This is a genomic window from Helicobacter sp. CaF467b (genome assembly GCF_022664765.1).
In the GTDB taxonomy this organism is placed as follows: Bacteria; Campylobacterota; Campylobacteria; order Campylobacterales; family Helicobacteraceae; genus Helicobacter_D; species Helicobacter_D colisuis.
Map to the genome: position 1 here is coordinate 1,467,055 of NZ_JALAIY010000001.1, position 21,211 is coordinate 1,488,265.

At 34.8% G+C, this 21,211-nt stretch carries 22 protein-coding genes and 1 tRNA gene; 18 read left to right on the forward strand and 5 right to left on the reverse strand.

What is annotated here, in order from left to right; all coding sequences use genetic code 11:
- Positions 1 to 37 precede the first annotated feature (37 nt).
- The 17 genes from MKD52_RS07520 (at position 38) to ribD (ending at position 15,945) form a co-directional block, all read left to right on the forward strand.
- On the forward strand, positions 38 to 1,978 hold the full coding sequence (locus MKD52_RS07520) for a hypothetical protein (protein WP_242099815.1): 1,941 nt from the start codon (positions 38 to 40) through the stop codon (positions 1,976 to 1,978).
- 91 nt (positions 1,979 to 2,069) lie between these two features.
- The gene (locus tag MKD52_RS07525; protein ID WP_242099816.1) at positions 2,070 to 3,302 is read left to right on the forward strand and encodes a malic enzyme-like NAD(P)-binding protein; all 1,233 of its coding nucleotides are present in this window, start codon (positions 2,070 to 2,072) and stop codon (positions 3,300 to 3,302) included.
- Entirely contained in the window at positions 3,302 to 3,523 is a 222-nt protein-coding gene (locus MKD52_RS07530; protein ID WP_112057417.1) for a hypothetical protein, read from the forward strand. The genes MKD52_RS07525 and MKD52_RS07530 overlap by 1 nt, the downstream gene beginning before the upstream one ends.
- Positions 3,524 to 3,607: 84 nt before the next feature.
- Positions 3,608 to 4,657 (forward strand): tRNA 2-thiouridine(34) synthase MnmA, encoded by a 1,050-nt coding sequence (mnmA, locus tag MKD52_RS07535; RefSeq protein ID WP_242099817.1) that lies wholly within the window; start codon positions 3,608 to 3,610, stop codon positions 4,655 to 4,657.
- Positions 4,658 to 4,814: 157 nt separating this feature from the next.
- Positions 4,815 to 5,639 carry a universal stress protein gene (locus tag MKD52_RS07540; RefSeq protein ID WP_242099818.1) on the forward strand — a complete coding sequence of 275 codons (825 nt, stop codon included), beginning with the start codon at positions 4,815 to 4,817 and terminating at the stop codon, positions 5,637 to 5,639.
- A gap of 13 nt (positions 5,640 to 5,652) precedes the next feature.
- Positions 5,653 to 6,936 (forward strand): ComEC/Rec2 family competence protein, encoded by a 1,284-nt coding sequence (locus tag MKD52_RS07545; protein WP_242099819.1) that lies wholly within the window; start codon positions 5,653 to 5,655, stop codon positions 6,934 to 6,936.
- Between the two features lie 178 nt (positions 6,937 to 7,114).
- A complete protein-coding gene (locus MKD52_RS07550; RefSeq protein WP_242099820.1) occupies positions 7,115 to 7,585 on the forward strand; it encodes a tetratricopeptide repeat protein in 471 nt (156 codons plus the stop codon).
- 237 nt (positions 7,586 to 7,822) lie between these two features.
- Complete coding sequence (locus MKD52_RS07555; RefSeq protein WP_242099821.1) at positions 7,823 to 8,365, forward strand: DUF502 domain-containing protein; 543 nt, start codon at positions 7,823 to 7,825, stop codon at positions 8,363 to 8,365.
- The gene (mqnP, locus tag MKD52_RS07560; RefSeq protein WP_242099822.1) at positions 8,365 to 9,219 is read left to right on the forward strand and encodes a menaquinone biosynthesis prenyltransferase MqnP; all 855 of its coding nucleotides are present in this window, start codon (positions 8,365 to 8,367) and stop codon (positions 9,217 to 9,219) included. Before MKD52_RS07555 ends, mqnP begins: the two co-directional genes overlap by 1 nt.
- Position 9,220: 1 nt before the next feature.
- Positions 9,221 to 9,757, forward strand: a complete 537-nt coding sequence (locus MKD52_RS07565; protein ID WP_112057424.1) for a hypothetical protein — start codon at positions 9,221 to 9,223, stop codon at positions 9,755 to 9,757.
- Entirely contained in the window at positions 9,750 to 10,292 is a 543-nt protein-coding gene (locus MKD52_RS07570; RefSeq protein ID WP_112057425.1) for a hypothetical protein, read from the forward strand. Before MKD52_RS07565 ends, MKD52_RS07570 begins: the two co-directional genes overlap by 8 nt.
- Before the next feature lie 11 nt (positions 10,293 to 10,303).
- Positions 10,304 to 11,197 (forward strand): homoserine kinase, encoded by an 894-nt coding sequence (thrB, locus tag MKD52_RS07575; protein WP_112057426.1) that lies wholly within the window; start codon positions 10,304 to 10,306, stop codon positions 11,195 to 11,197.
- A gap of 21 nt (positions 11,198 to 11,218) precedes the next feature.
- The gene (locus tag MKD52_RS07580) at positions 11,219 to 11,458 is read left to right on the forward strand and encodes a DUF448 domain-containing protein (RefSeq protein WP_112057427.1); all 240 of its coding nucleotides are present in this window, start codon (positions 11,219 to 11,221) and stop codon (positions 11,456 to 11,458) included.
- Positions 11,458 to 14,115 carry a translation initiation factor IF-2 gene (infB, locus tag MKD52_RS07585; RefSeq protein ID WP_242099823.1) on the forward strand — a complete coding sequence of 886 codons (2,658 nt, stop codon included), beginning with the start codon at positions 11,458 to 11,460 and terminating at the stop codon, positions 14,113 to 14,115. The genes MKD52_RS07580 and infB overlap by 1 nt, the downstream gene beginning before the upstream one ends.
- A 3-nt stretch (positions 14,116 to 14,118) precedes the next feature.
- Positions 14,119 to 14,490, forward strand: a complete 372-nt coding sequence (gene rbfA, locus MKD52_RS07590; RefSeq protein WP_242099824.1) for a 30S ribosome-binding factor RbfA — start codon at positions 14,119 to 14,121, stop codon at positions 14,488 to 14,490.
- The gene (gene rimP / locus MKD52_RS07595; RefSeq protein ID WP_112057430.1) at positions 14,480 to 14,911 is read left to right on the forward strand and encodes a ribosome maturation factor RimP; all 432 of its coding nucleotides are present in this window, start codon (positions 14,480 to 14,482) and stop codon (positions 14,909 to 14,911) included. The genes rbfA and rimP overlap by 11 nt, the downstream gene beginning before the upstream one ends.
- Positions 14,905 to 15,945, forward strand: a complete 1,041-nt coding sequence (gene ribD, locus MKD52_RS07600; protein ID WP_112057431.1) for a bifunctional diaminohydroxyphosphoribosylaminopyrimidine deaminase/5-amino-6-(5-phosphoribosylamino)uracil reductase RibD — start codon at positions 14,905 to 14,907, stop codon at positions 15,943 to 15,945. Before rimP ends, ribD begins: the two co-directional genes overlap by 7 nt.
- Here ribD and hemW read toward each other — a convergent pair.
- The 5 genes from hemW to MKD52_RS07625 form a co-directional block, all read right to left on the reverse strand.
- On the reverse strand, positions 15,925 to 16,992 hold the full coding sequence (hemW, locus tag MKD52_RS07605) for a radical SAM family heme chaperone HemW (protein WP_242099825.1): 1,068 nt from the start codon (positions 16,990 to 16,992) through the stop codon (positions 15,925 to 15,927). The genes ribD and hemW overlap by 21 nt on opposite strands.
- A 118-nt stretch (positions 16,993 to 17,110) precedes the next feature.
- A tRNA-Ser gene (locus MKD52_RS07610) sits at positions 17,111 to 17,198 on the reverse strand.
- 69 nt (positions 17,199 to 17,267) lie between these two features.
- Positions 17,268 to 18,014: a fumarate reductase iron-sulfur subunit gene (locus MKD52_RS07615; protein ID WP_242099826.1), complete on the reverse strand. Its 747-nt coding sequence runs from the start codon at positions 18,012 to 18,014 to the stop codon at positions 17,268 to 17,270.
- On the reverse strand, positions 18,011 to 19,984 hold the full coding sequence (locus MKD52_RS07620; protein ID WP_242099827.1) for a fumarate reductase flavoprotein subunit: 1,974 nt from the start codon (positions 19,982 to 19,984) through the stop codon (positions 18,011 to 18,013). Before MKD52_RS07620 ends, MKD52_RS07615 begins: the two co-directional genes overlap by 4 nt.
- 10 nt (positions 19,985 to 19,994) lie before the next feature.
- Positions 19,995 to 20,723, reverse strand: coding sequence for a fumarate reductase cytochrome b subunit (locus MKD52_RS07625; RefSeq protein ID WP_112057435.1), 729 nt, complete (start codon positions 20,721 to 20,723; stop codon positions 19,995 to 19,997).
- Positions 20,724 to 20,965: 242 nt separating this feature from the next.
- On the opposite strand from MKD52_RS07625, the gene MKD52_RS07630 reads away from it, so the two are divergent.
- Positions 20,966 to 21,211 (forward strand): NifU family protein, encoded by a 246-nt coding sequence (locus MKD52_RS07630; protein WP_112057436.1) that lies wholly within the window; start codon positions 20,966 to 20,968, stop codon positions 21,209 to 21,211.

Below are 21,211 nucleotides of genomic sequence, written 5' to 3' on the forward strand. Positions count from 1 at the left end.
AAGTCTTTTTAACCATTTTTTTACTAGACTTCAGGTTATGAAAAAAGTCCTATCTTCAAAAATCTCTCTTAGCTTTTTTGCTTTGATTCTTGTTGCTTTAATATTGGCAATCTTAATATTCTCTCCCATAGGGAATTATTTTATCAAAAATGCCATTTTAGCAAAGCTTGAAACACACACTCAAATGCAGTGGAAAAGCCGTAGCTTCAAACTCACGCCAAGCACTATCGCGCTAGAATTTAGCTCCCAAGATGACAAACTCGAACTTTTTTTAAAAGGCGATTATTCACTTTTTTTGCGAACACTAAAAGGGGATTTTTATATTAACTCTAAAGGCTTTCAAACCCTTTTTAATAACAAAACCCTATCTTTTGGAGATAATCAATGGATTGAAGGAAATTTTGAAGGAAATTTTAACCACTACACACTTTATGCCTCAAGCAATCTCTTTCTTTCTCACAGCAATTTAACAGCCACACTTCACTATTTATCACCACAAACTATTAGTCTTAATCTTACCAATGGATCATTAGCTTCCCTTTTAGAAATTTTAAATGAAAAGCCCTATGGTGATGGAATCATTTCTTTAAATGCTAATTTTACTCATCTGCAAAAATCCTTTGATGGCACTTTGGATTTGGAAATTGAAGGGGGTAAATTAGATAAGAATCTTTTTTTATCTGAATTTAACCTAGAAATTCCAAACACAAGCTTTATGGGAAAACTTGAATCAACTCTACAACAAAATACTCTAACACATTATTTAAAAATCTATTCTACTATCGGCGATGCCTTTATTAAGGGAGCTACTAATATCCACTCTCTTGCAACTAACACAAATTTTAATATTAATCTCACTAGTCTCTCCCCCCTTTCACCTTTTTTTAAAATTCCACTCAATGGATCTTTTGATGCCAAGGGAATTGCTAAGGGAGATTTTAAAAATATGCTTTTAGATGGAGAAATACAGCTTTCTAGCTCTCCTCTTAATTATAATCTCAACCTAAGAGATCTTAAGCCAAAAACTCTCAAAATCTCTTCAAAGAATCTAAAAGCTCAATCTCTTTTGTTGCTTTTTAACAAAAATCCCTATTTTGAGGGCAATGTTGATTTAGAAGTGGATTTGCGAGATTTCTCACAAGGAATTTCAGGTATTATTTCACTTAACAGCCAAAATCTCTTTATTAATAGCCCTCTTTTAGAAGAAAAAACACAAATTGGATTCCCATCAACTAAATTTACTTTTCATTCACAAATTGAACTTGCTAATGGAAGTGGCATTGTTAATTATCTCTTAGAATCTAATTTCTTAAAACTTCAAGCACAAAAAGGTAATTTAACTTTAAAGCCTTTAAAATTTGAATTCCCAACCACACTAGAAGTTGCCAAACTTCAAAATCTTTCATATCGCAATAAAACTGCCCTTCAAGGCTCTTTAATCACTCAAGGCATTCACACAAAAGATTCTTTTGAACTCCAAGGCACCCTTCATTATAATCAAAACCAAAATCCTTTTTCACTTATGCTAACTCCACAAAACTTTACACTTAGAATCCAGCAAATCCCCTCTAGTCAAATTTATACTCTTTTTGATCAAGCTCCACGCTATTTTAGTGGAATAGGTAATTTTAGCCTTAATAACAATCTTGTTGATCAAATTAATAATATTAATTTTGATATTCACAGCCTTTCATTCCAAACAACGCCGCTACTCCAAGAACTCCAAAGAAAAAGCAAACAAAACTTCGCAAAAGAAAATTTTAATGGTTATATTTATAACACTATTTTGCAAGATGAGATTCTCCAAAGCCGAACCTCTTTGCAATCTAAGCATTTTAAAATTCAATCTCAAAAAATCACCACTAATCTTAACACAAAAGAAATCCAAGGAGATTTCACCATTCAAACCAAAACCAAAGAATCAAAATACACAATCTATGGCAAAACTTCTCATCCAAAAATTAAATCAATAAATTAAACAAAACACTTAAAATTACTTTCATTTAAATTCACTTTTATCTCTTTTTTGTTTAAATTCCGTATTTATTTTACCTACTAAGGCAAATACTATGGAAGATCTAAAACAAACCTATCCTGATTCGATCCCCTATCACCAAGGCGGAAAACTCGAAGTTATTCCAAGAACTAAAGTGGAAAATGAGCACGATTTATCTCTTGCTTATTCCCCAGGCGTGGCAGTGCCTTGCAAAGAGATACAAAAAGATCCTAATTTAGCTTATGACTATACTTCAAAAGGTAATCTTGTTGCTGTTATTTCAAATGGCACTGCTGTTTTGGGATTAGGTAATATTGGCGCTATCGCAGGAAAGCCAGTTATGGAAGGAAAAGCGGTTTTGTTCAAAAAATTTGCCGACATTAATGCCTTTGATATAGAAATTGATGAAACTAATCCTGATAGATTCATTGAAATTGTTAGAGCCATTGCCCCTACTTTTGGTGGAATTAATTTAGAAGACATTAAAGCGCCTGAATGTTTTTATATTGAAAATCGCCTCAAAGAGATTCTTGATATTCCTATTATGCACGATGATCAACACGGAACTGCAATTATTTCAGCAGCAGGGATTATCAATGGCGCAAAAATTGCCAACAAGAATATTGCAGATTTAAAAGTGGTTGTTTTAGGAGCAGGAGGTGCGGCGATTGCTTGTGCAAAAATCGCACAAAAGCTTGGTGTAAAAGAAATTATTATGTTTGATAGCAAAGGTGCTATCACCACTCACCGCAAAGATTCTCTTAATGGCTTCAAAAAAGATTTTATCGTTGATAAAAAAATCGACACTTACAAAGAAGCTTTAGATGGCGCTGATGTTGTGCTTGGCTTATCAAGAGGTGATATTTTAAGCGCAAAAGACATAGAGGGAATGAACAAAGATCCGATGATCTTTGTTATGAGCAATCCAACCCCAGAAATCGAACCCAAACTTATAAAAGAGGTGCGCCCTGATGCGATTATTGCCACAGGAAGAAGCGATTATCCCAATCAAATCAATAATGTTTTAGGTTTCCCCTATATTTTTAAAGGTGCGCTCAAAGCACACGCAAAAAGCATTAATGAATCAATGAAACTTGCTGCTGCTAATGCCCTAGCACAACTTGCACAAGAAGAGATACCACCAGCTCTAAAAATAGAACTTGAAAAGATTCACCAAAGAAAATTTGAATTTGGCAAAGAATACATTATCCCCTCCCCTTTTGATTGGAGACTCAAAGAATTTGTCTCTAATGCTGTAGCACAAGCTGCTATTGATAGTGGCGTTGCAAGAATCAAGGCTTTGTAATGGAAGAATTTGAATACAAACTTGTAATGTTTGGATTTAGTGCTTTATGTGAAGATTTAGAGGAAGTCCAAAGGCGACTTTCTCTCTACCCCAAAGAGCGCTATGAACTTGAAAATGGCGAAGAATGTTTTTTAATCAATCTAAAGACTAAAGAGCAATTTCCTATCATTTTAGAAAATAATCGTTTCATCATCTTAAAAACTCCAAAAAATCTAGCTTAAAACTTATTTTTAAGCCTTTTTAGCTACAATTCCATCCCTCCAAATAAAGAGTCTTTTTAAATAAATATTACTAAGGAAAAAATTATGAAAAAAGTTTTATTATTAATGAGTGGAGGAATTGATTCAAGCTATTGTGCCTATTTATTACAAAAACAAGGTTATAGCGTTTATGGAATTTATCTTAAACTCCACAACAAAGAAGAAAAGCACGATTACTATACTAAAAATATTGAAAAATGCACACAATCCCTCAATATTCCTTATCAAATCGTTGATGAAAGAGAACTTTTCAAAAAAAGCGTTTATGATTATTTTGTTGATTCTTATAAAAAGGGCTTAACTCCCAATCCTTGCGCAATGTGCAACCCCAATGTAAAGTTTAATATCGCTTTTAAGCTTGCAGAAGATTTGGGCTGTGATTTTGTAGCAACAGGACATTATGCTCAAATTAAAAACGGCAGAATCGCTCAAGCTGTCGATACTCACAAAGATCAAAGTTATTTTCTCTTTGGCTTAAAACCAGAATGGATTTCAAGAATCATCTTTCCCTTGGGCGATAAAAAGAAAGAGGAAATCAAGCCTATTGCTTTAAAAGAACTGCCTTGGCTTGGGACCTTAGAGACTTACAAAGATTCTCAAGAAATTTGCTTTGTTGAAAATTCTTACATTGATATTTTAAAAAAACATCACAAAACCGAGCAAAAAGGGGATGTCCTTGATTCTAAAGGCAATAAAATTGGCACTCACAAAGGCTATATGCAATACACCATTGGCAAACGCAAAGGCTTCACCATTAAGGGTGCGCTCACTCCTCATTATGTGCTAAAAATTAATCCACAAGACAATACCATTATCGCAGGTAGCAAAGAAGAACTAGCAACCAACAAGGTCCAAGCTCTTAATCTCTCACTGCCCAAAGAATGGTTTCAAGACAATAAGGTTTTTGATTGCGAAGTAAAAATCCGCTACAAAAGCCATAAGATTCCTGCTCAAATTATACTAACAAATAATGGTAATCAAGATATTATCACAGCCAATCTCAAAGAATCTGCCTATGGCATAGCCAATGGTCAAGCCTTGGTTTTATATGATGGCAATGAAGTTTTAGGTGGTGGATTTATTGAGGAATTTTAACCCAATAAATCCTTTTGTATATTTGTTTCAACTTTTCACACTATCTTATCTAAAAATAGCCAAATTATCTAAGAAATAGAATTATAATTACAATCTTTTTCTTTGTTTTAAAGTTATAGGGGTATAATTTGCAAATATCAACATAAGAAGGAACAAAATGAAAAACAGAATCGCAGTTGCAACAGACTTCTCACAAAAAAGCCTAATGGCACTCACCAAAGCTATCTATTTAGCCAAAAAACTTCAATACACTTTAGATATTATACATGTCGTCGAGTATTCTATATTTCACAATCCCAAAAAAGACAAAAAGGCAGGAAAAGAAGCCTTAGCAAAATTTCTTACAAGCCATTTCCCAAATCCAGAAGTTGAAATGCAACAATTCTGTTATGTAGGCACAATCTACAAAGAAATCAATCGGCATATTAAAGATCGAGAATGTCGTTTATTATGCGTAGGTGCAACAGGAGAAACCCAACATTTAACCGATATTTTACTAGGTTCTGTCACAAAGCAAATTATCAAAAAATCACCCATTCCAGTTTTAGTAGCCAAAAATGAAACACTACCTGATTACACCAATATTTTTTCGCCCACAGACTTTAGCGAATCTTCTAGTAAGCTTGCCAAAGTTGCTAAAAAATTCTTCCCTACAGCACATCTCATTTTCTACCACATGATTAGTCGCCCTTTTGAAATCCGCCTTGGGCATTATGGCGCAAATGATGAGCAGATCTCAAACTTCAACCAAAATGCAGAAAATAAAACCAAAGAATTAGCCAAGAAATTTCTCAAAAATTTCTCTGAACACAAAAATGAAGTCGTGCTTGATAGCGGTATTCTTTCTTATACTAGACTTCTAAGTGTCGCTGAAAACAAAAATGCTTCACTCATTGCTCTTCCTACTAGCGGAAAAGTAAGTTTTTTCGCATTAGATGTTTTGGAAAACTCCAAGATTGATGTTTTTATTTGGAAACTTTAAGTTTTATGGGTAGATGAAAAATCTCTGCCCTCCACTCTTTCTTAATCACAAAGAACGCCTTGCTTTTTTTCTTTTTTTGCTTGGTGTGTTAATTTGCACATTAGGCTATAAATATTATCAATTCCACACCCTAAAATCCCAAAAATTTCCCCAAATTCAAGCTAGTGTTATTTTGCAATACCAAAAAACAAAAGGACAAAAACGCTACTTTGTTTTGAAGTTAAAAAGCGACTTTGGGACATTTTACACAACTTCTTGGGAGGATTTAAAAAACCTAAAAAATAAAAAAGTCTCTTTAAAGCTTATCTTAGAAAAAGTTAATTTTTGGGATTTTATCAAAGGCTTTTATGCACCAAGTTTTCAACTTGCCTTACTGCAAGAAGAAGACTTTAGAAAGCCTCTTAGAGATTTTATTTTACAACAGCACCAAACGCTTTTAATGGGAGAATACTATCTCTCGCTTTTTTTATCTGATCCCTTGCCGCTGCCTTGGAGAGAACTAGCTCAAAGCTATGGAATCGCACATATTTTTGCCATTTCTGGCTATCATACTGGAATCCTAAGTGCTTTGGGATTTTTAATCTTAGGCTGGATTTACACTCCCTTGCACAAACACTATTTCCCCTATCGGAATCGCTATTTTGATTTAGGCGTTATTGTTTTGTCTTTGCTAATTGGGTATTATTTTCTGCTCACACAATCTCCCTCTTATCTTAGGGCTTTAGCTATGTCTTGCATTGCATTTTTTTTGCTTTTTAGGGGCTTGGATATTTTGCGATTAGAATCATTTTTTTGGAGCATTGCAATCCTTCTTGCCTTTTTTCCTTCTTTGATTTTTTCAATCGGATTTTATTTTTCCTGTCTTGGAGTTTTGTATATTTTTTTATTTTTTAAATACTTTAAAATCCCGCATTCTTTTTTACAAAAATTTCTTTATGGTGCTCTTCTTAATATCTCCACCTTTTTTCTTATGGGCATTGTGGTTTATTATTTCTTTCCGCCTTTTTCTCCACTCTCCCTTAGCTCAATCCTGCTTACTCCACTTTTTAGCTTGTATTATCCTTTTGTTTTTATTGCACATTTTATTGGTTTTGGAGGATTGCTTGATTCTGTGCTTTTGTGGTGGGTTAGCCTAAAAACACACACGATTATTTTACAACCTAACTTTTATCTTTTTATATTTTGCAATCTCCTAACGATTCTAGCCATTTTCTACCGCTATGCCTTTTTTGCACTTTTTTTGCTTAATTTTATTTATTATTTATATGGCATTATTTCGTATTTTAAAATATTATAAGATTCAATTTTTGGAGACAAAAAATATTGACTACCAAAACAAAAATCAATAAAGCTTCAAGCAAGTGAATTTTTGATAGCATAGCACACAATACTTTAGTGTTTTTGTCTAAAATTCACAGATGTAAAAGCATTGAGTTTTTTAAATTAATCATGTTTTGCAAACACAAGGGGTAAAAATGAAAAAGGTATTTATTTTATTTTGTATGTTAGTTAGTTTAGCTTTTGCTTCTGATAGCTCATTTGATGAAGTGCTAGCAAAAGCCAAACAGGGAGATGCTGAGGCTCAAAATAATCTAGGTGTTATGTATGCAAATGGACAAGCCGTAAGACAAGATTATAAAAAGGCATTTGAGTGGTATAGCAAGGCAGCTAATCAGGGAGTTGCTAAGGCTCAATATAATCTAGGTGTTATGTATGATGGGGGATATGGCGTAAAGCAAGATTATAAAAAGGCAGTTGAATGGTATAGTAAGGCAGCTAATCAGGGAGATGCTAGTGCTCAATATAATCTAGGTGTTATGTATGCAAAGGGACAAGGCGTAAGACAAGATTTAAAAAAGGCAAAAGAATATTTTGGTCTTTCTTGTGACTCTGGATTTCAACTTGGTTGTGATGCATATAGGGAATTAAATGAGCGAGGAATATAAAAAGAGAGATAAACTCTCTTTTGTTTATATTGCAATTTCCTAACGATTCTAGCTATTTTCTACCGCTATGCCTTTTTTTCACTTTTTTTGCTTAATTTTATTTATTATTTATATGGCATTATTTTGTATTTTAAAATATTATAAGATTCAATTTTTACACATTAAAAAATTCTATTTGGTTTTTTTTCTAAAATCGGTTAAAATTCCTAGATTATTTTAACCATACAAAGGAAGATTGTGAATGAATTAATTTCAAAAATTAGCAAAGGGATTTTTGCTATTTTGCCCTTTTTATTGCTATTTTGGATTTTTTCTTTTGTTTATGACTTTTGCGCTGCGATTTTTTATTCTATTTTTGGAATCACTAATGCAAATTTAGCCGTTACGCTTTTTATCTTCGCAATTAGTCTTGCTTTGCTCTATTATATTGGGCGTTTGGTGGATAAAAATAAGGAATTTTTACTCATTAGGATAACAGAAATCATCATCGGCAAAATTCCTGTCGTCAAAAGCATTTATTCTGGAATCAAAGAAGTTTTAAATATTTTTTCTGGAAAAAATAAAGAGGGTTATTTGGGTGTAGCCTATGTTGATGTAGGAAATATGGAGCTTATGGGATTTATCACCAAAGAAGATGGGGAGCATTACTGGGTTTTTATCCCCACTACTCCCAATCCCACTTCAGGCTTTATCCTAAGAATCCACAAAAATAATATAAGAATGTCAGATTTATCAGTCAGCGATGGTTTTAAAAAGATTATTTCTTTGGGAGTTAAGTAGTGTTGCAAAAAATAAAAGACTTTAGCGAACTTGTCATGTTTCAGCATAGCATTTTTTCTATGCCCTTTATTTTCATTGCAATGCTAACTGCTGCACAGGGCTGGTTTGGCTGGAAACTGCTTGCATTTGGTGTAATTGCAAGCATTAGTGCAAGGAATTTTGCAATGGCATTTAATCGCTATGCAGATAGAAAGTTTGATAGCACAAATCCACGCACCAAGAACCGCCCAAGTGTAGATGGCAGAATCTCGCCTTTTGCGATGCTTATTTTTATTTTAACGAACGCGTTAATTTTTATTTTTATGGGTTGGCTTATTAATCCTTTGTGTTTTTATCTTTCTTTTCCGATTCTGCTTATTTTAGCAAGCTATTCTTTGATGAAGCGATTAACCTCAGCAGCACATTTGGTTTTAGGACTTTCACTTGGATTAGCACCTATTGCTGGGGTAGCTGCTGTTAGTGGAGAGATTCCACTATGGAGCGTTTGGCTTTGCTGTGGTGTTTTATTTTGGGTGGCAGGATTTGATTTGCTTTATGCCCTGCAAGATATTGAACACGATAAAAAAGAAGGCTTATATTCTATCCCAAGTGCTTTTGGGGTGCAAAATACACTTTGGATTTCGAGGTTTTTTCATCTTTTAACACTATTTTTTTGGGCATTATATATTATTAGTTCAGATTCTGGTGTTTTTATGTGGATTGGACTTTTGGTTTCAACAATAGCGCTTGGTTATGAACAATTCCTAGTTTCAAGGAATTTTCAAAATATCCCCAAGGCTTTTTTTGTTGTCAATGGTTATTTAGGAATCGTATTTTTTGGTTTTTGTATTTTAGATTTGATTTTTAGGAATTAAAATGGAAAAAAGTCGCTTAATTAATACCGCTCTTAAAATTCATTATGACACTGCACACAGCAATGCAGAAGAGTTTGCCATTGAATTTAATAAACTCACTCAAAGTGATGAAGATCCAATAGGAGAATGGTTGCGTTTAATGCGCGCCAAAAAGGGAAACTTTGACAATGAAAACACGATTGTTTTAGAGCTTTTGGTTGAAATTTATCGCAAGATTGAATTATTAGAACACAAGATTCAAGGCGAGACTAAAACTTATGTTCCTTTAAGTAATGAAGGGTTAATTACCACCATTGGACATAGTTGCTTTAGAATAAAGGATTCTACTTTACAAGAAAATACACTTTATTATGGTAGAGTAGAATTGCCCACTTTCCCCACTCGCATTATTCCTATTTATTTTATTTTTAACACAAATTTAGCATTGGTAGAAAAAATTCACGCACGCGATGAAAATGAATGGGATAGTTATGTTGCTTCAAAAGAAAGGGCACTTATTCGCTCTATTAGATCCAGCAAAGGGGTTAATAATGCTTAATGATGAAAATATTATGCTTTGGATTGTGATTGGAATTGCAGCGGTTTTTATCCTTTTTGCGCTTTATCTTTACTTTAAAGAAAGAGAAAATACTAAGCGTTTTAATCGCTATGGACATTCTATCGAAGAACTAAACAAAGAAGTCTATCGCCTACAAAAAAAGTTAAAAGATTATGAGAATCACTTAGAAAAATTTCAACAATCGCTCAAACAGCAAATCTATCAAGAAACACGCTTAGAGATGAAAAATGTCCTTGATTCCAATCTTTTTGCACAAATCTCTCCACTCAAATCCACCTTACAAACACTTCAAGAAGAATGGAGGGATTACCAAGAAAAAATAGACAATAAAACAATTATTTTAGAAGAGAGAATTAAAGAGTTTGCCTACACTCCAAGCAATCCAACCAACATTGATGAGGGAAGGATTATTTCAATGTATAAAGATGGTTGGAGTGTTGATTCAATTGCTAAAGAATTACGAGTTGGCAAGGGTGAAGTAGAATTCACTTTAAAATTTGCTAATTTAGATTAAAAAGGATTTTAATGCTATTACGCGTTCCTGCCACAAGTGCTAATTTAGGACCAGGATTTGATAGCTTAGGACTTGCTTTAGAGCTTTATAACTATTTTAGCTTAAAGCCCTCCAAGTTTGCTTCTATCCAAATCCATGGAGAAGGTTCTAAAAATCCAAAATTACGAATTGATAATGTTTTTGTTAAGATTTTTAATGAGCAACTTAAAAAACTTATTGGACAGACCATTCCTTTTAAATTCACTTTTGAAAATTCAATCCCTATTTCAAGGGGTTTAGGAAGCAGTTCAGCTGTTATTATTGGTGCTATTAGTGCTGCTTTTAAAGTCGCACAAATTCCACTAGATAAGCAAAAGATTCTTGATATTGCACTGCGTTATGAATCCCATCCAGACAATATCACTCCTGCTTGCATGGGAGGGTTTAATGCTTGTATGCTTTCTCGCAATCAAGTGCGTTTTATCAAAAAAAATCTACCAAGTAGCATTGAAGCAGTTATTGTAATACCCAATCAATCCATATCCACGCATTTATCACGCAAAACTCTCCCCCAAAAATACTCCCAAAAAGATGCTATTTTTAATCTTTCGCACTCCACACTTTTAGCTAGTGCATTTTTTGAAGAAAAATGGGACTTATTAAGGGAGGCAAGTATGGATAGATTCCATCAATTTTTTAGAATGAAGCAGATTCCCATTCTTTTTGAAGTGCAAAAAACCGCACTAAATAATGGAGCTTTAATGAGCACCCTATCAGGAAGTGGTTCAACATTTTTTAATCTCTGCTTTAAAGAAGACACGCAAACTCTCAAAAAAGTTCTTAGTGATAAATTCTCAAGGTTAAAGGTTTTGTCCTTAAAATTTGATAACTTTGGGGTAGTTTTTGATGATGAATTTAAGTTCTAGTTTGTTATAATAAGAGTTTTTATGTCTAATCCAATTAGAATGTGTGTGGTTTGCAGGGAAAGATTTGAGCAAAAGCAACTTATCCGTTTGCAGTATAGAGATTTAAAGCTTAGTCTTTTTAATGGGCAAGGGAGAAGTTTTTATATTTGCAAAAATTGCCAAAATAACCCAAAACTTTTCAATTCTATCGCTAGAGTTTGCAAAATCGACAAAAAACACAAAGAAATTTTACAAGAATCATTAAAGGAGATTTTTATATAATGGAGAAAATCCGCATTAGTCAAATCGCTAAAGAAATTGGGAAAACCAGCAAAGAGATTCTACAAAAAGCACAAGAGTTAGGATTTGAAGCAAAAACCGCTTCTAGTGCCGTAACAACCGAACAAGCAGAAGAATTATACAATTATGTTTTATCGGGCAAAAGTATAGAAACCAAAGCAGTAAAAACCGAAGCTAAAACAACAAAAGAAGAAACAAAGACTAAAAAAACCACCAGAGAATCAAGCACCAAAAAAACCACTACTAAAGCAACAGCTAAAACCACTACCAAAACCGCCAAAGAAACCTCAACCTCAAAAGAGAAAAAAACCAAAGAAGTTACTCCAAAAGAAAATATAGAAATCACAAAAACTCTAGAATCTCCAAAAGAAACTACACCTACAAATGAAGCTCAATCCACAACAATAAACACACAAGATAACTCAACAATCAAGCGCACGGGTTTGCGTATTGTCAAGAAAAATAATCCAAAAAACGAAACCCAAGAAGAACTAGCTAAATCCCAAGAAGACAAGAAAGAACCTGCCAAAACTTTACAAGATTTATTAGGCAATCTAGATAATGAACATTCTGAAAAAAGGGAAAAAAGAAAGAAAAAAGAAAAGGCTTCACTTGTTTCCAAAAAGCAAAATCAACACAAAATGGATTTATTAGATAATCGTGAATTCCAAAATTCTGATGAAGATGAAGAAGAGGGGATTATTTTATTTGATCTAAGTGTTCAAGATGAAGTGGATATGGATGAAGAAGAAAATGAGAAAAAAGCCACCACAGAGCGAATCAAGATTCAACGCCACAATCCTTTTATGGAGCAAGGTAGCACACGCCGATCAAGTCGTAAAAAAGCACCAAAACCACAAAAAACACAAGAAGTTGTGCAAGGCGTTGTTACTATTCCAGAAGAAATTAGAGCTTATGAGTTTGCAGAAAAAATTGGTCGTAGCACAGGCGATGTAATTAAAGTTCTCTTTAGTCTTGGAATGATGGTAACAAAAAATGACTTTTTAGAAAAAGATGCTATTGAGATTCTGGCTGAAGAATTTGGAATCCAAATTGAGCTACAAAATACAGCTCAAGAGCTTGACTACACACAGCTTCATGAAGATGAAGATGATTCTAAAGACCTTATAGAGCGCGCTCCAGTAGTTACTATTATGGGGCATGTTGACCATGGTAAAACTTCATTGCTTGATTACATTAGAAATACCAAAATTGCTTCAGGAGAAGCAGGTGGAATCACGCAGCACATCGGAGCTTACACAATTACTAAAAATAATAAGCAAATTACTTTTATTGACACTCCAGGACACGAAGCTTTTAGTGAAATGCGTGCAAGGGGTGCTTCAGTAACCGATATTGCCATTATTGTTATTGCAGCTGATGATGGAATCAAGCCTCAAACTATTGAAGCACTAAACCACGCAAAAGCAGCAAATGCGCCTATTATCATTGCAGTAAATAAAATTGATAAACCTGAAGCTAACACTGATAAGGTCAAAGCTGAAGCAGCCGAGCTTGGATTTACTCCGCTAGAGTGGGGAGGTGAATATGAATTTGTGCATATTTCTGCCAGAACAGGCGAAGGGATTGATGATTTATTAGAGACTATTTTACTCCAAGCTGAAATCTTAGAACTAAAAGCCAATCCAAACAAACCTGCTCGCGCTGTTGTCATTGAAAGTAGCTTAGAAAAAGGTAAAGGACCTGTTGCTACTCTCATCGTGCAAAATGGAACACTCAAAATAGGCGATAGCATTATTGCTGATACAGCCTATGGAAGAGTTAGAGCAATCAGCGATGATTTAGGCAAAAATATCACCACCATTGCTCCTTCTGGAGTGGGTGTGATCACTGGATTAAATGAAGTTCCACCTGCTGGTTCTGTTCTCTTAGCAGTAGAAAATGATAATATCGCGCGCGATTATGCACAAAAACGAGCTACACACTTGCGACAAAAAGAACTTTCACATTCAACAAAAGTTTCTTTTGATGAGCTTAGCTCTATGGTAGCACAAGGACAACTAAAAAATTTACCTGTTATTATCAAAACAGACACACAAGGAAGTTTAGAAGCCATTAAAGGTAGCCTAGAAAAACTCCAAAACGAAGAAGTAAAAGTCAATATTATCCACAAAGGTGTGGGTGGAATCACCGAAAGTGATATTACACTAGCTGCTGCAAGTAGTAATTGTGTGATTTTAGGCTTCAATGTGCGCCCTACAGGTAGCGTAAAAAATAAAGCCAAGGAGCTTGGAATTGAGATTAAAACTTACTCGATTATTTATGCGCTTATTGATGACATTAAAGCCTTACTTGGTGGCTTACTCTCTCCAGTCTTTGAAGAAGAAAATACCGGACAAGCTGAAGTAAGGGAAACATTTAATATTGCAAAAGTTGGAACTATTGCGGGTTGTTTTGTTAGCGATGGAGTAATACAAAGAGGTATCAAAGTCCGCTTAATCCGCAATGGCGTAGTAATCCACACAGGCAATATTGCCTCGCTTAAAAGATTCAAAGATGATGCAAGAGAAGTGCAAAAAGGGTTTGAATGCGGAATTATGTTGGAAAATTATAATGATATTCAAGTGGGTGATGTGTTTGAAACTTATAAAGAGGTCGCAAAGCAAAGGACTTTTTAATCTATGAAAAACATTAAACTAGAGCGCACACAATCACTTTTAAAAGAATTGATTCCAATGGCACTAGCCAATCTTAATGACACACGGCTTAATTCACTTAATGTGGTTGAAGTAAAATGTTCTAAGGGTAAATATTCTGCGCAAGTTTTCTTAGAATCCTCTTTTTTGACCACACACGAACAAGCAGAAATACTCAATCAACTCAAAAAAGCCAAAAATCTTATCAAAGAATATTGTTTAGAGGAGATAGGCTGGTTTAGATGTCCTAATTTTCAATTCTTTTTTGATAATTCTTTGGAGAGAGAAAATCGCCTTGATAAAATCTTTCACACCATTGCCCTAGAAAAAGAAAAAAGGAACAATAATGTTAATTAACCAAGATTTACAAATAAAAATTCAAAAACTTATTGAAAGTTTTGATTGCAAACTCTATGATATTGCAACACTCAAAGAAAATGATAATCAAATTTTGCGAATTTTTGTAACCAAAAAGCCCTCAATTAGCCTTGATGATTGCCAAGAAATCAGCCTTGCACTTTCACCGCTTTTGGATGTTGAAATCCCTGAATCAAAAAGCTATTTTTTAGAAGTAAGTTCTCCAGGCATTGAACGCACATTAAAAACCAAAGAGCACTTCTGCGATGCTATTGGAGAACTCTTAAAGATAAAAACTTTTGCCAAAGAAGAATTTAAAGGTAAGCTTTTAGCTGTTAATGGCGACAATCTTGAACTTGAAAATGAAATCACCATTCCCCTTGATACGATTAAAAAAGCGCAAACTTATTTTATATGGTAGATGATAATTTTTATTTAGAACTCGCTATCAAGGAAGCTTGGAAAACCCAATGCCAAACTCTACCCAATCCTGCTGTTGGCGCTTTAATCTTAGATTATAATGGCAAGATTCTAGCTCTACAAGCACACCAAGAAGCAGGAAAACCCCACGCTGAAGTCCTAGCACTAAAAGAGGCTTACTTTAATCTCACGCAAGATTCCACTATACTCTCCCTAGAACAATCCACTCAAATACACGAATACTTAAAGCAAAAAGCTCATACTCTATTTCTTAATACCACCCTTTATGTTACTTTAGAGCCCTGTATGCATAAAGGCAAAACACCATCGTGTGCAGCGCTTATAGAATCACTAGGGATAAAAAAGCTTATTATTGGCGCAAAAGATCCAAATCCCAAAGCCCAAGGTGGTGCTGAATATTTACAACAAAGGGGATGTAAAATTATCAAAGCTTGGGAGAATAAAGAACTTCAAAAAAGCTCGATAAAAGCCAATGATTTATTATTGCCCTTTAACTTCCTGCAAAAAAAGGGAAATTTTGTGCTTTTTAAATACGCTTGTAGATTAAATGGCAGTATCGATGGAGGGCAAATTAGCTCCAAAGAAACACAAATTTTTATGCATAATCTGCGTTGCAAACTTGATGAACTCGTTATTTCAGGCAAAAGCGTGTTAATTGATAACCCAATACTTGATTCGCGATCTAATTCTCTGCAAAGCCAAAAAAACCCAAATATAGCCATTCTCACGCACCAAAAAGACTTTCCCCAAACTGCACCCCTTTTTTCTATTCCAAACCGCCAAGTTAGAATCCTGCATTCTCTCTCAGATTTTTCAGGCTTTATAATGTGTGAGGGAGGGACAAACCTACTTCAAAATCTCCTACCTCAAATTGATATGTTGCTCATCTTTTTAAGCCCTACTCTATCCACTTATGATCTAGCGCCTCATTTCAATGCAAGTTTTAAACTCCTTCATAGTCAGCCAATCGGAAATGATCTAGCCCTATGGCTCTTACCAAAGGAAGAGAGCTAATTCATCTCCCAAAAAATAATCCTTAGCGTAGATTCTCTCCGCCTTTTTTTCGACCTTTTTTTCCTTTAATAAAATCTCCAATTCCTTTTTTTTAGTAATTTTATCTTCTAGCACCCCAACACAAGATCTAAATCCAAGAAACAAATGCTCCAAATCCAAATCCCTTTGGCTTAAAATTTCTTGTGTATATTCTGTTTCTTTTAAATACTCCTCAATTTCACAAACCCCATAGCTTCTCACACCAGCTATACAGCCCACACCCCCTGCTCCAACGCCCAAATAATCCTTTTGCTCCCAATAAGCCAAGTTATGCCTAGATTGATAACCACGCGAATAATTGCTTACTTCATATTGCAAGAATCCTGCTTGTCTTAACTCTTCTCTTACAAAATGTCCCATACTTGCAAATCCTGCAAACTCACCGCTAAATTCTTGCTTTTTTTGGATAGAAAATCGACTTCCCTCATCAATGCTTAATTGATAGGCAGAAATGTGATTAATGGGTAGCTTAGAAGCTATTTGTATCTCTTGATTCAAAAGATCTTGATTGCAAAAAGGCGTCCCATAAATCAAATCAATACTAAGATTCTCCAAGCCCACTTTAGTTGCATTATCAATAGATTCAAATACAGAATCCACCCTATGATTTCGCTCTAAAAATCGCAATTTATCAGTAAAAAAACTCTGCACCCCTAGACTTAGGCGATTAACTCCCATTTGCTTTAAATCCCCAATCCACTCCAAACTTAGTGAATTAGGATTAGCTTCAATGTTAATCTCTATATCTTGAATAAAATAAGGTTCTAAAATATTAAAAATATTATGATATTGTTGCGATTTTACCACACTTGGAGTGCCACCACCAATATAAAGAGAAGTAACTTTAGAAATACTAAAATCAAGCAATTTATTTTGCAAATCCTTAGAGAGTGCTTGCATATATTCTTCTTTGAGATGATTCTTATTTGTTTTTGAATTAAACGCACAATATCCACATTTACTATCACAAAAGGGAATGTGCAAATAAACTGCAACTTCCAAATGCATTCCTAAAATATTATTGTAAAAAATTTATCATTACAGATTTGCCCACATATTACTTGATTATTTCTTAAAATAAAATGCTAAAAATAAAAGTGTATTAAAAATGATAGGGCTGCAGTAATGGCAGAGAGGAAGGGATTCGAACCCTCGAAGGCTTACACCTTACACGCGTTCCAGGCGTGCTCCTTCAACCACTCGGACACCTCTCTAAAAATGAAAGCAAAATTTTACACTATAAAAAATAAGAAAGCATTGAATCCCACAAAGGGATTCTAAAATTATTTAGTTGTTGCCATTTTTCTACGCAAATAAGCAATCTTACTTTGTAAGGGTAGATTTTTAGGGCAAACATCGTGGCATGCAAGTAAGCTCATACAACCAAACACACCATTATCATCTCCCACTAGCTCGTAATAATCCTCATCGGTGCGTTGATCGTGTGGATCAAGCATAAAGCGCACCACTCGATTTAATCCTGCTGCTCCCACAAAATCTTCACGCATTAGCTTTGTTCCACACGCAGCAATACAACAACCACACTCAATGCATCGATCAAGCTCAAAAATCTCTTGTGCTACTTCTGGCTCAACACGATCTTCAATTTGACTCATATGCTCTTCACTTTTTTCTTGTGCGTGAATCCAACTCTCAACGCGTTTGCTCATACCATTAAACCAATTTCCTGTATCCACAGACAAATCTTTGATAAGCTTGAAGGCAGGAAGTGGCATAAGTGTGATTACACCATCTGGAAAATCTTTTGTTAAAGTTCTACAAGCAAGTCTAGGGCGACCATTTATCATCATTCCACAACTTCCACAAATACCTGCACGACAAACAAAATCAAAACTCAAATCAGGATCATATTGCTCTCTAATCATATTTAAAACAATAAAAATCGTCATCGAATGTGCTTCTTGCAATTTGTATTCTGCAAAATGCGGCTTTGAAATTGCGCTATTTGGATTAAATTTTAAAACCCGAATAGTTAAGGTTCTGTTGCTACTTTCTACTGCTCCACTCATTGTTTATCTCCTATTCTTTGATTGCGTGCTTTGTAATATGGTTGCAATTCAAATGGCATTAATGCCTCTTGAATCTCATAGCGATCTTTGCCCTCTGCTTCCATTTTTGTGCGAATATTGTCAATCTCTTCTTGTCGTCTCAAGCTCTCTGGATTTTCAATAATCATTCCCTTAGCTCCATATCCACGGAATCCTGGAGCAATTTCCATTGTGGCAATATCCAATGGTTCATAAGTAACAGTTGGCAAGGTTTGATTAGGATCTTCCCAAGAAGTCAAAGTTCTCTTAAGCCAATTTAAATCATCGCGTTTTGGAAAATCTTCTCGGCTATGTGCTCCCCTAGATTCTGTTCTATCTAAAGCACCTTTTGCAACACAAAGTGCGATTTTTAACATTTTTGGCACACGATAAGCTTCTTCTAATTCTGGATTAGCGTGCATTCTCTTAGTTTTAATGCTAATATTTTTAGAGCGAATATAAAGTTTTTCTAATTCATTAACAGCTTCTTGCAAATGCGATCCATCTCGGAAAATACCAACTTTATCACCCATAATTTGTTTCATTTTGTCTTTGATTTCAAAAACATTTTCTCCATTTTCTCTTGCCAAAATTGATTCAAGATAGGCTTGCTGTTTTTTTAAAAATTCTTCAACAAATTCTGTTTGAATATCCACATAAGTTTGCTGACAACTCTCTGCAAAATAATCTCCAATAATCATACCACTTACCACAGCTTCACTCACTGAGTTCCCACCCAATCGGTTAAATCCGTGTAAATCCCAACAAGCTGCTTCACCTGCTGAAAAAAGTCCTTTTAGGGCACTCTCTCCCTTATGATTAGTGCGGATTCCACCCATACAATAATGTTGCATTGGTTTAACTGGAGCCCACTTTTCAGCTGGATCAATGCCCGCAAAACATTCACAAATTTCTTGGACATCTCTTAAGTTAGTTTCAATATGCTTTCTACCTAAAATAGAAATATCTAACCACAGATGTTCGCCATAAGGAGATTTCACTCCCTTGCCTTCGCGTATTCTTTGGAGCATTCTTCGAGCAACCACATCACGACTTGCAAGTTCTTTTTTCTCGGGCTCATAATCTGGCATAAAGCGGTATCCATCAACATCACGCAATACCCCACCATCTCCACGACAACCTTCTGTCAATAAAATTCCACTTGGGAAAAGTCCTGTTGGGTGGAATTGCACCGCTTCCATGTTGCCAAGTTTTGCAATCCCAGTTTCAAGTGCTATGGCACTTCCTGTTCCTTCGCAAATTACTGCGTTAGTTGTGTCTTTATAGATTCTACCATATCCACCTGTTGCAATCAGTGTTCCTCTTGAAACATAGGCGATGAGTTCTCCTGTGATAAGATCCCTAACAACTGCCCCATAGCATCTACCATCTTTATGGATAATTGCAATTGCCTCTTTTCTATCGTGAATATCAACATTATGCTTCAAAGCTTCATTAGCCACAGCAAAAAGCATTGAATGTCCTGTGGCATCAGCTGTATAACAAGTTCTCCATTTCTTAGTTCCACCAAAATCTCTTGAATGGATTAATCCATGGCGGAATTCTTCTTCTGTAATAGTTGTTTTTTGTGCGTTAATAACTGCTGTTCTATCGCCTTTTTTGATTCTTGTCCAAGGTACCCCCCAAGCAGCTAATTGTCTAATGGCTTTTGGTGCAGTGGTTACAAACATTCTTGCTACCTTTTGATCGCAACCCCAATCGCTTCCCTTTACCGTATCTGCAAAGTGCAAGTCTTCATTATCACCATCACTCATTTTTGAATTACCAAGACTAGCTTGCATACCCCCTTGTGCTGCTGCAGAATGGCTTCGCTTAACAGGAACAAGACTTAAAACAATAGTGCTTAAACCCCTCTCTTGACAGGCTACTGCGGATCTAAGCCCTGCTAATCCTCCACCAATTACCAATGAATCACAATATATTATTTTCATCTAAAAACTCCTATAAACTTTTTCCAAGCGCAATCCAAGTGAAATCCGCTATAAAAGCAATAACTCCAAGAATGATAAAAATTGAGAATATAGCAATTTTGATATTGCGTCTTTTAATATTGCTTTGTGCCGTTGTTGGCGCTTCAAGAGGAACCCATTTAATAATCACACGATATAGTCCAATACTTGCATGCAAAACCATCACTACAAGTAAAACAAGATAAAACTCCGCTAAATTACCTTGAACAAATCTTGCTGCTGAAGTAATCGCATTAATTTCTGTAGAGTTAAATAAAATAGTTACTAAATGAGCACCACCCAAGAAAAACAAAATAAAGCCTGTGAGGAATTGAATCCACCAAAGTGTTGTGTCGCAATGCTTCATTAAGCTTTTATGTGTTTTAAAAACCATAAGTTGTTGAAAATTTGCTGGGAATTTTCTCATTGCCAAAAAAGCATGTGTTACAAAAAATGCACTAATTACAATTACAACCAAAGTAGTGATTATAGGAATGCCTTTTCCAAAAATTAAAGATCCTTCGCTAAAAGCAACTACCGCATTAAATGCTTCAACTCCAAAAAGAATCGACGAAGTAAAACACATATGCAACAAAATAAACACAGCCAAAACTAGACCTGTGATACTTTGCCATTTATCCCAACGCGCTGGATTCTTTCTTTTTTTTCTTTCTGAAGTTATTTTAAGATAACTTTGAATAACGACTTCATCATTTTGCATAAAATCCTCCTAAAAGTAGTAAGTATGCCAAGTGCTAATGTAGCACAACCGCCCTTTATTTTCATAAACCTGGCTAATTATAAAACAAAAAATGAAAAAATTCCATAAATATTTCAACTTTCTTTGATTAATAAAAAATGCTTTAATATTAAATTAGGTAAAAAGTATCGCTCTTACTTAAAACTAATAAAAGATTAAGTTTTTATAGAATATAAAGAGATTAAAATTATTTAGGAGAAAAAATGCTTCCCTTTAGCGATCAGGAATTATTAAAGCCAGTGGAGATTGTGATTGACAAAGTGCGTCCAATGCTTATTAATGATGGTGGAAATGTAACCTTGCTTAAAATTGAAAATGGCAAAGTTTATGTGCGCTTAGAAGGTGCCTGTAAAGGCTGTCCAAGTAGCTCAAAAACACTTAAATTTGGGATTGAAAGTGCGCTAAAAAATGAAATTCACCCTGATATTGAACTTGTAAATGTAGGTTAA

Bases quoted from the DNA above. Each gene is read 5' to 3' on its own strand.
- hemW (WP_242099825.1), bottom strand. From the start codon at position 16,992: ATGCATTTGGAAGTTGCAGTTTATTTGCACATTCCCTTTTGTGATAGT.
- MKD52_RS07630 (WP_112057436.1), top strand. From the start codon at position 20,966: ATGCTTCCCTTTAGCGATCAGGAATTATTAAAGCCAGTGGAGATTGTG.
- ribD (WP_112057431.1), top strand. From the start codon at position 14,905: ATGGTAGATGATAATTTTTATTTAGAACTCGCTATCAAGGAAGCTTGG.
- MKD52_RS07615 (WP_242099826.1), bottom strand. From the start codon at position 18,014: ATGAGTGGAGCAGTAGAAAGTAGCAACAGAACCTTAACTATTCGGGTT.
- MKD52_RS07580 (WP_112057427.1), top strand. From the start codon at position 11,219: ATGTCTAATCCAATTAGAATGTGTGTGGTTTGCAGGGAAAGATTTGAG.
- MKD52_RS07545 (WP_242099819.1), top strand. From the start codon at position 5,653: ATGAAAAATCTCTGCCCTCCACTCTTTCTTAATCACAAAGAACGCCTT.
- rimP (WP_112057430.1), top strand. From the start codon at position 14,480: ATGTTAATTAACCAAGATTTACAAATAAAAATTCAAAAACTTATTGAA.
- rbfA (WP_242099824.1), top strand. From the start codon at position 14,119: ATGAAAAACATTAAACTAGAGCGCACACAATCACTTTTAAAAGAATTG.
- MKD52_RS07525 (WP_242099816.1), top strand. From the start codon at position 2,070: ATGGAAGATCTAAAACAAACCTATCCTGATTCGATCCCCTATCACCAA.
- MKD52_RS07520 (WP_242099815.1), top strand. From the start codon at position 38: ATGAAAAAAGTCCTATCTTCAAAAATCTCTCTTAGCTTTTTTGCTTTG.
- thrB (WP_112057426.1), top strand. From the start codon at position 10,304: ATGCTATTACGCGTTCCTGCCACAAGTGCTAATTTAGGACCAGGATTT.
- MKD52_RS07550 (WP_242099820.1), top strand. From the start codon at position 7,115: ATGAAAAAGGTATTTATTTTATTTTGTATGTTAGTTAGTTTAGCTTTT.
- MKD52_RS07620 (WP_242099827.1), bottom strand. From the start codon at position 19,984: ATGAAAATAATATATTGTGATTCATTGGTAATTGGTGGAGGATTAGCA.
- MKD52_RS07565 (WP_112057424.1), top strand. From the start codon at position 9,221: ATGGAAAAAAGTCGCTTAATTAATACCGCTCTTAAAATTCATTATGAC.
- MKD52_RS07570 (WP_112057425.1), top strand. From the start codon at position 9,750: ATGCTTAATGATGAAAATATTATGCTTTGGATTGTGATTGGAATTGCA.
- MKD52_RS07540 (WP_242099818.1), top strand. From the start codon at position 4,815: ATGAAAAACAGAATCGCAGTTGCAACAGACTTCTCACAAAAAAGCCTA.
- MKD52_RS07625 (WP_112057435.1), bottom strand. From the start codon at position 20,723: ATGCAAAATGATGAAGTCGTTATTCAAAGTTATCTTAAAATAACTTCA.
- mnmA (WP_242099817.1), top strand. From the start codon at position 3,608: ATGAAAAAAGTTTTATTATTAATGAGTGGAGGAATTGATTCAAGCTAT.
- infB (WP_242099823.1), top strand. From the start codon at position 11,458: ATGGAGAAAATCCGCATTAGTCAAATCGCTAAAGAAATTGGGAAAACC.
- MKD52_RS07530 (WP_112057417.1), top strand. From the start codon at position 3,302: ATGGAAGAATTTGAATACAAACTTGTAATGTTTGGATTTAGTGCTTTA.